This window comes from Pseudoalteromonas sp. BZK2 (genome assembly GCF_014349195.1).
Taxonomy (GTDB): domain Bacteria; phylum Pseudomonadota; class Gammaproteobacteria; order Enterobacterales; family Alteromonadaceae; genus Pseudoalteromonas; species Pseudoalteromonas simplex.
Genome location: NZ_JACSOG010000044.1, coordinates 17084 through 30529 on the forward strand (window position 1 = coordinate 17084; position 13446 = coordinate 30529).

The window sequence follows — 13446 nt, forward strand, 5'->3', positions numbered from 1 at the left end:
CAATTGCGTCGAATTGCAGGGTTTACCTTAATTGAGTTAATGGTTGTGCTGAGTGTTATTGGCATTATGGCAGCCCTTGCTTTCCCGTCTTTTAGTCAGCAAATTTTGCAAGATCGCGTCGTAACTACTGCAAATCAATTAAATAGTGCTTATAAATTTGCACGCAGTGAAGCGGTCAAACGCGACAAACCTATTAACCTAGTTGTTAGTAATAATAGTTGGCAAGTGACCCTCAACGAGGGCGGCGTAGACACGGTTTTAAAAGAATTTTCGGTCACAAAAAGCGGCGTTGCCGTCAATTTAGTCGCATTGGCCATTAGTGCCAGTGGCGAAGTTGATAAACAAGCTGAAATTTTAGTGAAAGATGAGCACACAAATACCACTGATTACGTGATGTGTGTGCTTAAAAGTGGCCAAAACTGGTTAGTAGAAAATTCACAGCGAGGATGTGCATGAATAAGCAGGCAGGCTTTTCATTATTAGAAGTGATGATTTCAGTGGTGATCGCTGGCATCGCATTATTAGGCTTGGCGGCAGCGCAGCTAAAATCGCTGCAATATGCAACCAATAGTTTTGATTACACTGTGTCACTTATTCAAGGGCAAAACACCATTGAGCGTTTGTGGCCACGCATTTGTGAAATTCAAAAAACTAATACCGCACTTTTTCAAGACGCGACATTTAGAGCTTCGCTCGCGCCACAAGTGAGTGATTATCAGCTGACGATCCCAGCTACTTACAGTGATGACATGCAAATTAATGTAGCTTGGGTTGATAAACGCATGACAGACAATGCAGAAAATCAAATTAGTCTAAATGCCAGTTTTCCTGATTTAACGGCGGTGTGCTCATGAACAAACGCGTTCAGGGTTTTACCTTAGTTGAACTGATGGTGGCATTGGCAGCTGGCGCTTTTTTATTAGCGGGCGTGAGCTTGTCTTACTCGGCGATTAAAAGCACCATTGAGGTGACTAAAGAGCTGGAAAACGCTCAAGAAGTGATTCGCTATACCAGTAAAGTATTCAACCGCAGCATAAAGCAGACACAACTAACACCCTCCATCAGTGCAGATAAAAGCACTATTATCATTACTCAACCTAGCGGTGTGATTGCTTGTGATGGCTCTGCGACAACTGCGCAGGTAGTTGAAGTATATAGCTTAAATGGTAGCAACTTAATGTGTTCACTCGATGGTGCTGCCTCAGAGCGATTACTGACAGGAATCGAAGCTTTGTCATTTGATATCGCCGGTGAGCTTGTCACAGTCACTGTAAAGCCAAATGATTTACCAGCTCAGTTCGGTAATGGTATTAACATTGATATTGCCTTAACTAATGCAATATTAGTCAAAGCATACGGAGCTGGCAGTGTATAACAAGCAAAATGGTTTTACCCTAATTACAGTGTTGATCTTGACCAGTATGGCTAGCATAGTGGTGCTTAGTTCGCTACGTGAAAACGTTGTTCAAGAACGTTTAAGTGGCAACTTTCAAAAGAAATTAAACAGCCGCTTAATGGCTGAAAAAGGTGTGTTTGAACAAGCTAAGTTACTGCAACAAACCTTGAATGATGAAGGTGTATTAGCGGTTGAAGATTTGATCAGTAAAACCAGTAACGCATCGGGCTCTGGTGTTATTGCTGATGATGCCATTTTTAATGCCAGTTTAAGTCAAAACGCTGCTGGTGAGCTTGAAATTGCAAGCTTGGGGCAACGATTTGATGGTGACGCGCAAAGTAACTTAGTCGCCCGTTTTGCAGTACAAGGCGCGAAAGGTAGTTCTGTTTTCACTAATGCGATGGTGGGCTGTAAGGGAGTCGATTTATCGGGCAGTGGTAGTATCGACAGCTATGATTCGAGTAAAGGCACCTACGAAGAAACAAAGTCGAATGATGGTGATGTTTCAACCATTGCTGGCGATTCAGATGTAGTGCTATCGGGTCATTCACCGATAAAGGGCGATGTAAAAGCGACCGGAGTTATTTACTTAAATGGCTCATCACCAATTATTGGTAATATCCATTCGAACTCCGGTGTTTATATCTCTCCTGGCAGTGGTTTACGTGTAGACGGTAATGTCTATACCCGTGGTTATTATACCCATCGTGGCGGGACTGTTTCGGGGGTTGTGCGAGCCAATGGTGATGCAAAAATGCAGTGGTCAACATTCATCACGAATAGCCAAGGCGAAGCGTTGGATATTATGTATGGCGGTTCAGGCGATTTTAAAGATACCAGCAATAACCAGCAAGATGGTGTGCATTATAGTGATCGTAAATTTAACGTGAACCCGAATGTTGAACCGGTAACTGTAGCCGATCCAGCTGCACCTGATTATGACCCTACAAACCCAGATACCAGTTGCGACCCGTTAATTTTGCCAGAGAAAATGACAGGCATAACAGATCAAGTAAGCAGTTACAGCTCTATTTCTGTAGGTCCTACGCAACAATTTAAGCTTAATACTGAAAAGGGCTATTTTAGTAGCGGTGGTAGCCAAGTTATTATGCCAAGCCTTGCTGATGTTTTCTTGTTTAATTCTAAAGCGCAAAACCAAGCTAATGGTAGCAATAGCAAAGAGTATATTTTTGCAGTTGATAGACTCAAAATGACCAGTGACGGCAAAATGGAAGTTTCTGGTGGTGATGTTATTTTACTGATTGATGGTGACTTTTCGATGGCGGGGAGCACAACACTGACTATTAAAAAAGACAGTAGTTTAACTGTGTTATTAACCGGAAAAGTCAATATTGGCGCAGGCGCAAAAGTTATTACTGAGCAAGAAGGATTAACTACTAGTGGTCATCCGTCGTTATCATTCTACTCATCATTTAATGGTGTAAATGGCGTGCAATTTAGCGGTGCTGCGAATTTATATGCGGCTATTTATGCCCCTTTGACAACGGTGAAGCTATCGGGAAGTGGTGAGCTATTTGGTAGTGTACGTGGCTCTACAATTACCGCAACAGGGGGCAGTGGTGCTCACTATGATGCGGGTTTATTACAAGTACAAAATGGCGGCACGCCTGCTTCTTCGGCACGTATCGTATTTTTAGGTTGGAGCTACAAAACCGCAGAAACAACTGAAGAAGAAAGCGAAGCATCACCTGCCGAATAACGCAAATCCCCAAATAAAATTGTGTAAGCTCAATTATTTGTAGCTTACACAAAAAAATTTAATTTCATTTAAACCTTTTGAATCCCTCCTTACGTCTAATACACTAAATTCACAACAATAATCATAAAGGACAACATCCAGGATGTTGATAGATGCAGAACAAGCGTTCGCCCAGCAAAGTGAGCATGCCTTGATAGAGCGCGTAAAAAGCGGTGATCAAGCAGCCTATGCAACACTTTATGAGTTGCATGTGAAGCGGGTTTATAGCCTATGTTTGCGATTGCTTGCAGACAAAGAGCACGCCGAAGATGCAACACAAGAAGTGTTTGTACAGTTGTGGCACAAAATCGCGAACTTTGATGGACGCTCACAATTTTCGACTTGGTTACACAGTGTTACCAGCAATATTGCGATTAGCTACATTCGCAAACATAAAAGCTGGTTTCAAAAAGTAGTGAGTTTTGAACAAAGCGGTATGGATGAGCAAAGCGCAGCAGATTGCGACGGCTTTAACGGCCTCGACAAATTAGTACTGAGACTACCTGAGCGAGCACGTATGGTGTTTGTACTCCATGCAATTGAAGGTTATCGCCATGAAGAGATAGCAAGCATGCTTGATATGGCGGTCGGTTCAAGTAAATCGCAATTTCACCGTGCAAGGCAGTTATTAAAAGAGTGGTATGAAAATGAGTAAGCCAGAATTTGAACAATTTTTAAATGACTCGCTTAACCAGCAGCAAGATATTAGCCCAGACAAAGATCTCTGGCCCGGTGTTGAGCGAGCAATTGCAACAGGGCAACCAGAGCAAACTGAGAAGCCAAACCATGGCTGGAATAAACTCGCTGCAGTTGCCGCTTGTTGTATTGCCGCACTATTGACCGTACAGCTTTTTGTTGGCCAAGGTGAGCCAAATAGCATGATGGCAATGAGCGATTATTTTACTAAGCAAAAGCAAGGCTTGTTGGTGCAGTATCAAAATCAACCTGCGTTAACCGATAACTGGCAGCAACAACTAAAAGAGTTAGAAGAAGCCGAAAGTGCCATAAAGCAAGCACTTGAGAATGAACCTGAAAACCCAGCTTTATTACAAATGCTGTCGCAGGTTTATCAGCAACAACTGGACTTAATTAACAAGGTGCATGCACCGAAGTGGCAAACGATTTAGGAGTGACAATTATGAAATTACTAGCCTTAACTTTAGGATTACTGCCACTGATGGCAATGGCAGGACAAACCATTAATGAACAAATTGATGTACCTGCAAATAAACGCATTTTTATTGAAAACCAACGTGGTGATGTACGCATTGAAGGGTGGGATAAACCACAACTTAAAATCGAAGGTGAGCTTGACGATAAAGCACAAGGCTATCGTTTAGAGGTTGAAGGCAGCCGTGTTGAATTTATCGTAAAAATGCCGCGTAACTTAGGTGGCTGGAATAGTGGTGACGGTTCTCGTTTAACCATTTACATGCCAAAAAGCAGTGAGCTTGAATTTGCTGGGGTGAATGTCACAGTTAGTGCTAAAGAGCTTGAAGCGGGCGCAGAGATTGATACCGTCAACGGTGATATCACAGTGCAAGATATTCGCGGCAACATGAGCTTTGAAACGGTCAATGGCGATGTAAATGCCCACGACTTAAACGGTGATATTCGCTTTGAAACCGTTAATGGTGAAATTAACGATAAAAACTCACAAGGTGCCTTACGCTTTACCGCGGTGAATGGCGACATTAAGTCAAAAACCAAAGCACAAGATGTGCGTCTTGAAAACGTAAACGGTGATATCGACTTTGCTTTTGATGCAATTAAAAAATTGCGCATCAATACTGTAAATGGTGAAGCAGAAGTACACATCAATAAGCTGCTAGCAGATGCCAATATTCGTTTTGAATCAGTCAGTGGTGATGCCGAGTTTTACTTCCCTGCAGATGTATCGGCAACGTTTGAAATTGAAGCTCACGCTAACGGTAAAATCGTTAATGAGCTTAGTGATGACAGAGCAACGAAGGCGAAATACGGCCCATCTAGCGACTTAGAATTTAGTATTAACGGTGGGGATGCTGATATAGAAATGGATACCATTAGCGGACGCATTGAACTTCGTAAACAGAAATAACGATTGCAGTTCACTTAATTACAATATTTCACTCAATTACAATAAAGCGGGAAGACTTCCCGCTTATACCAATCGTGTTAAGTTGTTGGTCTTAAATAGCGACAGATAAATGAAGTGATAACAAGGCAGAAATTTTGACATGTAGTTACTCTACTTTAGACGTTTCTAACGCAGTTAGCGCTTTATTTAGCACGCTAGAATGACCAAATATTTAAGTCGATTGGTATTAACTATTTGCACAGCCTTAGCAAGTAGATAGAATAGAGCCATTCAATTTTAGTTTTGTGATGTTATGGCCAAACCAGATAAGCAAGTCGATACGTTAAAAGTCCCTCCCCATTCAATAGAAGCTGAGCAATCTGTTTTAGGTGGTTTAATGCTTGATAATCAAGCGTTTGACCGTGTTGCTGAGTTAGTGGTTGCACAGGATTTTTATACCCGCACCCATAAGCTCATTTTTGAAGCAATGGTGAATCTTGCTGAAGGGGGTGATCCAATCGATTTGATCACTATTTCTGAGAGCTTAGAGAAAAACAATCAGTTAAGTAGTGTTGGTGGTTTTGCCTACCTTGCTGAAATTGCCAAGAACACGCCAAGTGCGGCGAACATTGATGCTTACGCGAATATCGTACGAGAGCGTGCTGTTATTCGTGAAATGATTGGTGTTGCAAACGAAATTGCAGAAGCTGGCTTTAGCCCCGAGGGGCGTACTAGTCATGACCTGCTCGATTTTGCTGAAAGTAAAGTATTCAAAATTGCTGAGCAGCGTAGTAAAAGCACTGAAGGCCCACAAAACTTACACAGTATCTTAGAAAAAACCGTTGATAAGATTGAAGAGCTTTATCAGTCGCCACAAGATGGTGTGACAGGTGTAAGTACCGGCTATACCGATCTGGATAAAATGACGGCGGGTATGCAGCCTTCTGACCTTATTATTGTGGCGGCACGTCCATCGATGGGTAAAACAACCTTTGCGATGAACTTAGCCGAACACGCCGCCATGACGCAAGACAAGCCTGTACTTATTTACTCATTAGAGATGCCTTCAGAGCAAATCATGATGAGGATGCTGGCATCGCTAGGTCGTATTAACCAAACTAAGGTGCGTACCGGTCAGCTAGATGATGACGATTGGGCGCGTCTGTCGTCAACCATGGGCTTGTTGATGGAAAAAGGTAAAATGTATGTCGATGATGCATCAGGCCTAACACCAACAGATGTGCGTTCGCGTGCACGTCGTATTGCCCGCGACCATGGCGGTATTAGTATGATCATGGTCGATTACTTGCAGCTAATGCGTGTGCCAAGTTTGTCGGATAACCGTACTTTAGAGATCGCTGAAATCTCTCGTTCATTAAAAGCACTGGCAAAAGAACTGCAGTGTCCGGTTATTGCACTATCGCAGCTTAACCGTACCCTAGAGCAACGTGCCGATAAACGCCCAATCAACTCCGACTTACGTGAATCAGGCTCAATCGAGCAGGATGCCGACTTAATCATGTTTATTTACCGTGATGAAGTATATAACGAAGACAGTGCAGAAAAAGGCGTGGCCGAAATCATCATAGGTAAGCAACGTAACGGTCCAATCGGTAAAGTACGTTTAACCTTCCAAGGTCAATTCTCGCGTTTTGATAACTACGCGGGTCCAGCCATGGACGACGAATACTAATGCGCTTAGCCATTGCCGAAATCAACCTAAAAGCACTTGCTCATAATTTAGCACAAGTGAAGCGCTTTGCGCCTGGTTGCAAAGTAATGGCAGTGCTTAAAGCCAACGCCTATGGCCATGGCTTAGTAAAAATTGCCCAATACCTTAATGATGCGGATGCTTTTGCGGTTGCGCGAATAGACGAAGCGTTAGCGCTACGTGCAGGTGGACTGACAAAACCGATTGTATTGCTTGAAGGTTTTTTTCATAAAGATGATTTACCTATCTTGCTTGCCAATAACTTTCAAACCATTATTCATGATGAAAATCAGCTCGCAACGCTTGAAGAAACAAGCCTTGATGCACCAATTGCATGCTGGTTAAAGGTGAATACTGGGATGCATCGACTGGGTATTGCACCATCGCAATTTGAGTCTTTCTACAGTCGCTTAAAAGCAAGCCCAAATGCCCGTGATGACATTAAGTTAATGACGCATTTCTCGTGCGCCGATGACATCAATGATGAAAAAACCGCTCAGCAAATTGCCTTATTTAATTCATTGGCAGATGGCAAAAACGAACAGCATTGCCTTGCAAATTCTGCTGGCATTATTGCTTGGCCAAAAGGCCATGGTGAGTGGATACGCCCTGGCTTGATGCTTTATGGCGTATCACCGATGCTTAATGGTGTAGGGCAACAGCACGGATTAGAGCCTGTTATGCGTTTAACAACGCGAGTTATCGCGATACGCGATGTTGATGCCGATCAGTGTGTTGGCTATGGCGGACGCTGGCATAGCGATAAACCGACTAAGCTTGCGGTGGTTGCGATGGGCTATGGGGATGGTTATCCACGCCATGCCGAGCAGGGCACACCTGTGGTTATCAAATCACAACGCTATGGTATTGTTGGCAGTGTGGCGATGGACATGATCACGGTGGATATTGGTGATAACCGCGACAACATAAAAGTGGGTGATGAGGTGATCATGTGGGGGCCAGAGCTTCCCATTGAAGAGATTGCCCAGTGCGCAACAACTATTCCTTACGAATTACTCTGTAATATCACCCCACGAGTCAGCTACGAGTATCAAGAGTAACTTTGTTACTCTTTAATAAAATACACGTCACTGAAACCCATTCGTGCGAATTCTTGGTCACGAAAGTTACGTACCGCCGCAGAGCCTTTTGAAGTCATTTCGACTTGTTGTTCCATCTTTAAGTAATTAGTTAAATCAATGCCTTCAGCCGCTGCGATCGCATGGTACATATCGCGGTATTTATCTTTTGCAAAATTGATTTCGCGAGGCTGGTTTTTAAATTTGTAAGTGATGCGGCGTGCCATAATGAATCCTCAATGTTTATCGGGGCTGATTTTACACTAAAAAATAACCATAGCCATGACTTGTTAGTACAAGCGGGTTACAATGCAATACTTTTTAAAGACTCGGTAACTCATAATGAAACTTTCAGTAGAGATCAGTAAGTACCCACTACATCAAGACTACATTCCGTTTATCAAAGGTTTTATTGACCGTGTAAACAGTTATGAAGGGCTTAAAGTGATCACCAACACCCTATCTACTCAGATTTTTGGTGACTATGATTTAGTGATGTCTGTACTTAATACTGAAATCAAACGTTCTTATGAAGAGTTTGGTAAAGCTATTTTCGTCTGTAAATTCTTACATGGTGACTTGTCGCCTAGCGAAGACTAAAGCCTACAGTAGCGCGTGTTATGGAATTTTTAAACGAAACCTTCTCAGGCTTTACTGCCATGTCGCATTGGGAATATATTGCCGTTGCTTTATCGGTGGCGTATTTACTGTTAGCGATTAAAGAAAGCTTATGGTGTTGGCCAGCCGCGTTTGTGAGCACCTTTATTTATACCGTAATGTACTGGAATGGCGCACTGTTGATGGAGTCGCTACTTAATTTTTACTACATGTATATGGCGGTATATGGTTGGGTGGTTTGGCGCAGGGGCATGAATAATAAAGATCATCTGCCCATTATTTCATGGTCATTAAAGCGCCATGCGGTGATTTTGCTTGCCACCTCACTGGCCTCAGTTGCCATTGGTTTTGTGATGACCAATTACACTCACGCTGATTTTGCTTATCTAGACAGCTTTACCACCTGTTTTGCGGTGGTGACAACCTACCTTGTTGCCAAGAAGGTGCTGGAAAACTGGTTGTACTGGATTGTAATTGATGCAGCATCTATGTATCTGTACTTTGAAAAAGGGTATTACCCAACCTTAGTACTTTTCGTGTTTTACACCATTATGGCCGCATGGGGCTTTAAAACTTGGTATGAAGAATACGAGCAGCATCAGGCTAAGCCGCTTGCACAGCTATAGATGAAAACTGAGCAACAAATTCACGCGCTTTTTACGCGCTTCAACTCACGTTTAGTTATCACCTCAATCAGTCCACTGGTTGAGGGGTTAAGCAATGATAACTACCTAGTAAAAACAGCAAGCCAAGATTTTTTGGTTAAGCACTATCGCGACCACTGGCCGGCGATTGGTCTTGCAGCGCAAGCGCATTTTGCAAAGCAAAGCTGCTGCCCAGCCCCACTTTGGTTAGAACAAGCAACCGACACGGCTATTTTCGAATACGTGGCAGGTAGTATTGCCAGCGGTGAATTTTGTAGTAGCTTATTGCCCGACTTAGTTAATTTACACCGTTACCCTGTGCTAACTGAGCCGATGAATATTGCTTATGAAATTAACTACTACCAGCAAACAGCGCGATACCAGCAACACACAGAGCTAATTAAGCAGTCACTGGCTTATATTGATAGTGCACCTAAAGACATGGGCTTTTGTCATAATGATTTAGTGAAAGAAAATATCATTGTGAATGAGACGGGTATGTTTTTAATCGACTTTGAATATGCCAAAAGCAACGATGTTTACTTTGACTTAGCTGCGCTGGTGGTGAGCTTTGCGTTAAATGATGAGCAGCAACTGGCGTTACTTAAACATTACCAAGCGTTAGTGTGCGAACATCACGAGTTTTACTTATCAGTTGAAAAGCTCGCGGCATTTCATGCGCTGTTTTTACTTTTATGTATTTGTTGGTATGAACAACGTGGTGCGATGGATAAAGTGGCGCCACTGCTAACACAGCTTAACCACTTCATAGAAAAAGCTAAAAATTAAAGACCGCCAATTCGCTCAGCAAGTTCTTTATATTTTTTTACATCTTCTTGTTCAAACAAAGGCTCCCCTTTGTCATCTTGTGATTTCGAGATCAGTAAATGTTCGCGAGCAAGGCGCTTTACGCGTTCAACTTTTACACCCAAAAATTCCGCGACTTGCTCTGTAGACATTAAACTCATGATCAAATTCCCCTTACATGGCAATACTGCCACCTTGTTATTAATTTTATTAAGTATACGTTAATACCTTGGTTCTGCACGAAAGTGAAGTGTTTTAATGCAAATTGCTGAATTTGTGTGCATATAAAGGCCTTGATGCTAGCATTTAGCGCAAGATGCCATTATCATTGCCGGGTTGTCATGCTGATATCGCGAGTCAGTATTGATAACGACAAATGTGCTCTCGTGGTGAAATGGATATCACGTGGCCCTCCGGAGGCTAAGTTGCAGGTTCGATCCCTGCCGAGAGCGCCATTTGCTCTTCACTTTAATATCTTCTAAGCTCGATTAATTCCTCAAATAATTCCAAAAAGCTAATGACTTATCAACCTATCGCCTGTGGCGACTACGATAAATATGAATTATGGTGCATGCATAACTCTTTATTACGCATTACCTTAGAATCTGGTGAGCAGTTAGAAGGAAAAGCTGAGACCCTCAAAATACTCAACTCCGATGGCGAGCACCTGATTTTGGCAACAAAAAAAGGCGAACATGCCGTCCGCCTTGATTTAATTAAAAAGGTTGTCGAGCTATAGCCATTTTTTATTTTTAAAGTAAATGCCAATCCCAACGGTTAGCACCACCAAGAAAATAATAAACAAGCTAAATGCGTAAGGGCTTTCAGTGCCCGGAATACCGCCTACGTTTACACCTAATAAGCCTGTTAAGAAGCCAAGTGGTAAAAACAGTGCAGCAACCACCGACATCACATACATGCGCTGATTTAGTTGCTCAGATACTTGGCTAGTAATTGCTTGTTGAATAATTTGCGCGCGTTCAATTGAGCTATCTAGCTCTTCTAAATAACGGATCAACATATTAGTTGTTTCGTTTAAGCGTGCCTTATCGTCTTCATCTAACCACTTATACTTGTTGTTTAACAAAGTAATAAGTGCTTCTTTTTGTGGCCGTAGATAACGTTTTAACGCGATTGTCTGGCGGCGAATTTGTGCTAATGATTGATGATCAAAGCCTTTGTTTGGTTCATCAATTTCATCTTCAAATCCATCGAGTGTGTCATCTAAATTGTCGATAACAGCTTGCATACGCGAGGTTAGGTTTTGCGCTAATTGGCACACTAACTCAGAAATTGTGCAAGGACCATTGCTGCCATCGAACGATTCAACAATATCTTGCACCGATAATAAACGGCGCTTACGTGTTGTGACCACAATGTTTTCGTTAATAAACAAGCGTAGCGAGACCATGTCTTCTGGACTTTGCGCTGGGTTTAAGTTAACTCCACGTAAAAACAGCATATTACCATTAGTGACTTTACTTAAACGCGGGCGTGTTTCATCGGCAATCAGCGACTCAAGTTCGTAATCAGTTAATAAATTACTTTGCTCAAGCCATTCAACGGCTTCAGCTTGACTGTAGTCCATGTGCACCCAAAGTTTTCCGTGTTCGGGTTGCCAATTTTGCAGCTCAGTACTATTTTCAATAGCACGTGCGCCGCCTTGTTCGTCTAAGATTAAGACATGAAGTAACCCATTGATCATATTGAACTCTCGTTTTACAAATAGTGGGATATAGTTGATTATAGTTTAGCCTACGTCAATTAAATCGATTTATCGAGGGGATAAATATATTTCGTTGGTGTTTCTAGCTCTGTAGCGTATAAGACACTTTTTTATAGAGGGCACATTAATGAGCGCAAAAATTATTGTTGGCTGGCGAGAATGGCTTGGCCTGCCTGAACTGGGAATAGAAAAAATCAAAGCAAAAGTTGATACCGGAGCAAGAACTTCATGTATTCATGCTTTTGACATTGAGGAATTTTCAGAAAATGGCGAAGCATGGGTGAAATTTACTACCCATCCTCTACAAGACGATGTAGAAACAACGGTAGAGTGTCGCGCCAAAGTAGTTGAGCGTAAGTATGTGACCAGTTCAAGCGGTCAGCGTGAGCTACGCTACTTTATTGAAACAAAATTAGTCGCAGGAACCCAAAGCTGGCCTGTAAGGGTGACTTTAAGTAACCGTTCAACAATGAAGTTTAGAATGTTGTTAGGGCGTACAGCAATGGAAAATCGCATAGTCGTTGATCCGGCTTTATCTCATTTATTATAGGAAAAGGACTTATCACACGTTGTTACGTGTATGAGTTTATCAGTTAAGGTTTTTAACTATGAAACTTGGTATTTTATCTCGCAACCAAAATTTATATTCAACACGTCGCTTAATTGAAGCAGCAGAGCAACGTGGTCACGAAGTGAAAGTAATTGATGCACTTCGTTGTTATATGAACATCAATTCAGAGCAGCCTGAAATCCATTACCGCGGTGAAAATTTAAAAGATTTTGACGCTATCGTACCGCGTATTGGTTCATCAGTGACCTTTTATGGCTGTGCGGTATTACGTCAGTTTGAAATGATGGGGGTATTCCCTGTCAATGAATCAGTGGCGATCACTCGCTCGCGCGATAAGTTACGTTCATTACAGCTACTTTCACGTAAAGGTGTGGGTATGCCAGTAACAGGCTTTGCAAGTAAACCTGATGATGTAAAAGATTTATTAAGCATGGTGGGTGGCACACCAGTGGTTATTAAGCTACTTGAAGGTACCCAAGGTATTGGTGTGGTATTAGCTGAAACACGTAAAGCTGCAGAAAGTGTAATTGAAGCGTTTATGGGCTTAAAAGCCAATATTATGGTGCAAGAGTACATCAAAGAAGCCGGTGGTGCAGACATTCGTTGTTTCGTTTTAGGCGACAAAGTAATTGCTGCGATGAAGCGTCAAGCGCAAGAAGGTGAATTCCGCTCTAATTTACACCGAGGTGGTAGTGCGACATTGGTTCGTATTACTCCAGAAGAAAGAAGAACAGCGGTTGCAGCTGCTAAAGCGATGGGTTTAAACGTAGCGGGTGTTGATTTACTTCGCTCTGCACGTGGTCCATTGGTAATGGAGGTTAACTCATCACCTGGTCTTGAAGGTATTGAAGTTGCAACCGGCAAAGACATTGCAGGCATGATTGTTGAGTTTATTGAAAAAACAGCGGCATCAAAAAGAACTGCAACGCGTGGTAAAGGTTAAGCCTTTACCCATAATTATGTATACCCAAACCACCTCAAGGTGCGAGTTTCAGTTGGAATTAAAAGCGATTTAGGCAAGGCATTGATTGCAAGTAATAGTGGTTCTATTGTTAAAATCAATAACGCAGTATAAA

18 protein-coding genes and 1 tRNA gene are annotated in these 13446 nt (G+C 42.3%); 16 read left to right on the top strand and 3 right to left on the bottom strand.

The features are described from left to right. Positions 1–3: 3 nt before the first annotated feature. The 9 genes from BIZ38_RS19295 to alr all read left to right on the top strand — a co-directional run bounded on the left by BIZ38_RS19295 (position 4) and on the right by alr (position 7986). Positions 4–456, top strand: a complete 453-nt coding sequence (locus tag BIZ38_RS19295) for a GspH/FimT family pseudopilin (protein WP_054554194.1) — start codon at positions 4–6, stop codon at positions 454–456. Further along, on the top strand, positions 453–854 hold the full coding sequence (locus BIZ38_RS19300; RefSeq protein ID WP_166339569.1) for a prepilin-type N-terminal cleavage/methylation domain-containing protein: 402 nt from the start codon (positions 453–455) through the stop codon (positions 852–854). Before BIZ38_RS19295 ends, BIZ38_RS19300 begins: the two co-directional genes overlap by 4 nt. Then, positions 851–1375 (top strand): prepilin-type N-terminal cleavage/methylation domain-containing protein, encoded by a 525-nt coding sequence (locus BIZ38_RS19305; RefSeq protein WP_187491036.1) that lies wholly within the window; start codon positions 851–853, stop codon positions 1373–1375. Before BIZ38_RS19300 ends, BIZ38_RS19305 begins: the two co-directional genes overlap by 4 nt. Then, complete coding sequence (locus BIZ38_RS19310; RefSeq protein ID WP_235374043.1) at positions 1368–3116, top strand: PilX N-terminal domain-containing pilus assembly protein; 1749 nt, start codon at positions 1368–1370, stop codon at positions 3114–3116. The genes BIZ38_RS19305 and BIZ38_RS19310 overlap by 8 nt, the downstream gene beginning before the upstream one ends. 142 nt (positions 3117–3258) lie before the next feature. Continuing rightward, a complete protein-coding gene (locus tag BIZ38_RS19315; RefSeq protein ID WP_054554197.1) occupies positions 3259–3810 on the top strand; it encodes an RNA polymerase sigma factor in 552 nt (183 codons plus the stop codon). Further along, positions 3797–4282, top strand: a complete 486-nt coding sequence (locus BIZ38_RS19320; protein ID WP_187491037.1) for a hypothetical protein — start codon at positions 3797–3799, stop codon at positions 4280–4282. The genes BIZ38_RS19315 and BIZ38_RS19320 overlap by 14 nt, the downstream gene beginning before the upstream one ends. Before the next feature lie 11 nt (positions 4283–4293). Next, entirely contained in the window at positions 4294–5235 is a 942-nt protein-coding gene (locus tag BIZ38_RS19325) for a DUF4097 family beta strand repeat-containing protein (protein WP_054554198.1), read from the top strand. Between the two features lie 292 nt (positions 5236–5527). Beyond that, the gene (gene dnaB / locus BIZ38_RS19330) at positions 5528–6907 is read left to right on the top strand and encodes a replicative DNA helicase (RefSeq protein WP_054554199.1); all 1380 of its coding nucleotides are present in this window, start codon (positions 5528–5530) and stop codon (positions 6905–6907) included. Further along, positions 6907–7986: an alanine racemase gene (gene alr, locus BIZ38_RS19335; protein WP_187491038.1), complete on the top strand. Its 1080-nt coding sequence runs from the start codon at positions 6907–6909 to the stop codon at positions 7984–7986. The genes dnaB and alr overlap by 1 nt, the downstream gene beginning before the upstream one ends. A 5-nt stretch (positions 7987–7991) precedes the next feature. Here alr and BIZ38_RS19340 read toward each other — a convergent pair whose 3' ends face one another. Then, positions 7992–8231, bottom strand: a complete 240-nt coding sequence (locus tag BIZ38_RS19340) for a DUF2960 domain-containing protein (RefSeq protein WP_054554201.1) — start codon at positions 8229–8231, stop codon at positions 7992–7994. A 115-nt stretch (positions 8232–8346) separates the two neighbouring features. Between BIZ38_RS19340 and BIZ38_RS19345 the strand changes: the two genes are divergently transcribed. Genes BIZ38_RS19345 through BIZ38_RS19355 form a run of 3 tightly spaced genes read left to right on the top strand, consistent with a single transcriptional unit; the run spans position 8347 to position 10055 of the window. Continuing rightward, positions 8347–8604, top strand: a complete 258-nt coding sequence (locus BIZ38_RS19345; protein WP_054563401.1) for a YkoF family thiamine/hydroxymethylpyrimidine-binding protein — start codon at positions 8347–8349, stop codon at positions 8602–8604. A gap of 20 nt (positions 8605–8624) precedes the next feature. Then, the gene (gene pnuC / locus BIZ38_RS19350) at positions 8625–9248 is read left to right on the top strand and encodes a nicotinamide riboside transporter PnuC (protein WP_187491039.1); all 624 of its coding nucleotides are present in this window, start codon (positions 8625–8627) and stop codon (positions 9246–9248) included. Beyond that, positions 9249–10055, top strand: a complete 807-nt coding sequence (locus BIZ38_RS19355) for a phosphotransferase family protein (RefSeq protein ID WP_054554204.1) — start codon at positions 9249–9251, stop codon at positions 10053–10055. Here the strand turns inward: BIZ38_RS19355 and BIZ38_RS19360 are convergent. Next, the gene (locus tag BIZ38_RS19360; protein WP_054554205.1) at positions 10052–10234 is read right to left on the bottom strand and encodes a hypothetical protein; all 183 of its coding nucleotides are present in this window, start codon (positions 10232–10234) and stop codon (positions 10052–10054) included. The genes BIZ38_RS19355 and BIZ38_RS19360 overlap by 4 nt on opposite strands. Positions 10235–10453: 219 nt before the next feature. Here BIZ38_RS19360 and BIZ38_RS19365 point away from each other — a divergent pair. Further along, a tRNA-Arg gene (locus BIZ38_RS19365) sits at positions 10454–10528 on the top strand. Positions 10529–10590: 62 nt separating this feature from the next. Continuing rightward, positions 10591–10812, top strand: coding sequence for a Rho-binding antiterminator (locus BIZ38_RS19370; protein ID WP_054554206.1), 222 nt, complete (start codon positions 10591–10593; stop codon positions 10810–10812). On the opposite strand, the gene zntB is transcribed toward BIZ38_RS19370, so the two are convergent. Further along, the gene (zntB, locus tag BIZ38_RS19375; RefSeq protein ID WP_054554207.1) at positions 10807–11778 is read right to left on the bottom strand and encodes a zinc transporter ZntB; all 972 of its coding nucleotides are present in this window, start codon (positions 11776–11778) and stop codon (positions 10807–10809) included. The two genes, BIZ38_RS19370 and zntB, sit on opposite strands and share 6 nt — an antisense overlap. Before the next feature lie 148 nt (positions 11779–11926). On the opposite strand from zntB, the gene BIZ38_RS19380 reads away from it, so the two are divergent. Further along, a complete protein-coding gene (locus tag BIZ38_RS19380) occupies positions 11927–12349 on the top strand; it encodes an ATP-dependent zinc protease (protein WP_054554208.1) in 423 nt (140 codons plus the stop codon). Between the two features lie 58 nt (positions 12350–12407). Then, positions 12408–13313, top strand: a complete 906-nt coding sequence (gene rimK / locus BIZ38_RS19385) for a 30S ribosomal protein S6--L-glutamate ligase (protein ID WP_054554209.1) — start codon at positions 12408–12410, stop codon at positions 13311–13313. Positions 13314–13446 lie beyond the last annotated feature (133 nt).